Raw genomic sequence first — 1,378 nt, forward strand, 5'->3', positions numbered from 1 at the left:
GTCGCGCCGGCGCCATCGGCGCTGCTGCCGCTGAATGCCGCGGTTCGCGGCGTGAACCCGGTGTTCTCTGTGCATGGCGGCTTCGGCACGGTCTTCGACTATGGGCCGCTGGCGCGCCGTCTCGAAGGGCGTCGGCAGGTGATCGGCCTGCAATCGAGAATGCTGGTCGATCCGTCGTGGACCGACGCCTCCCTCGAAGCCATGGCGGTGAACTATGCGGCCGAGATCAGGCGGATGCAGCCGCGCGGCCCTTACAGCCTGGTCGGCTGGTCGCTGGGAGGGTTTCTCGCTAGTCTCGTCGCAGCTGATCTCGAACGCGGTGGTGAGCGCGTCGATCGTCTCGTCATGGTCGACAGCTTCGTGCCGCGGCAGTCGGACGGATCGAGCCGGAAGGAGGCGATCGCCCACTGGGCCGATGATCTCGCCGGATTGCTGTCGGCCGTTCTTCCGAACGCTGCGGCCTCTCGTATCAAGGCGCAAGCCGACGCAGCGAAACGTGCGGATCTGCCGGAGACGCCGGAGAGCATTCGCGATCTGGTCGCCTCTGTTGTGGAGCAGGGCAGGAGCGTGAGGGCGGACGACGCCCTGCTCGGCGCGGATGATTTGTCCGCCGCCTTCGCAGTCGGGCGGCATCTCAACAGGCTGGCGCAGAATACTGCTCTGCCGCGGGGCCTGGAAGCCGCGCCGTTCTGCTGGTGGACGTCGGCTCGTCTGGCGCAGCGCGACCGGCTGGAAACGCAGTTGCCGAAGGCGGTCGATCGCGGCCTCGTCGGCGACAATCATTTCACGATTCTGAAGCATGCTGGCCTGCTCGACGAACTCTGTGACCTGTTCGTGCAGGCGACGGCGTCGACGATCGCGCAGGAGACGGTTCCGGAACCGGCGGAGTGAGCCTTGAGTCTTGATCCAGATATAGCCGCACTGCTCGAGATGGTGCAGGCCGGCACCGAAAGCGGCGCGCGCATTCCGTTTCCGCAATTGACCGCCGCGCAGGCGCGGGCCGATTTCGATGCGTCCTCGCCGCTGCTCGACGTTGATCCGCCGGCGCGTGGCTACGAGCGGCATCTCTCGCTGCCGACGCGGGATGGCGCGACGATCGAGGCGCGGCTCTACGCAAGCGAGGCGCCGAGCGATCGCAATCCAGTGCCGGTCCTTCTCTACATGCATGGCGGGGGCTTCGTGGTCGGCAGCCTCGATTCACATCAACCATTGTGCCGCGGCCTCGCCGAGGACAGTGGTGCGGCCGTGCTGTCGGTCGGCTACAGGCTTGCGCCGGAGCACAAGTTTCCGACTGCCTTCGAGGATGCGGTCGATGCGCTGGCCTGGATCGGCCGCGAGGGCCGTGCGATCGGGCTCGACACGCGCCGCGTTGCTGTCG

General features: G+C 67.1%; 2 protein-coding genes. Both read left to right on the top strand.

Annotated features, from left to right (window positions below; all coding sequences use genetic code 11):
• Positions 1-891: alpha/beta fold hydrolase (locus MOV75_RS38220; protein ID WP_247008008.1), on the top strand; the 891-nt coding region annotated here is incomplete at its 5' end.
• 3 nt (positions 892-894) lie between these two features.
• Positions 895-1,378 (top strand): alpha/beta hydrolase fold domain-containing protein (locus MOV75_RS38225; RefSeq protein WP_247008009.1); only part of this gene is annotated, 484 nt, incomplete at its 3' end.

The organism is Bradyrhizobium sp. PRIMUS42, from assembly GCF_023006515.1.
Classification (GTDB): Bacteria; Pseudomonadota; Alphaproteobacteria; order Rhizobiales; family Xanthobacteraceae; genus Bradyrhizobium.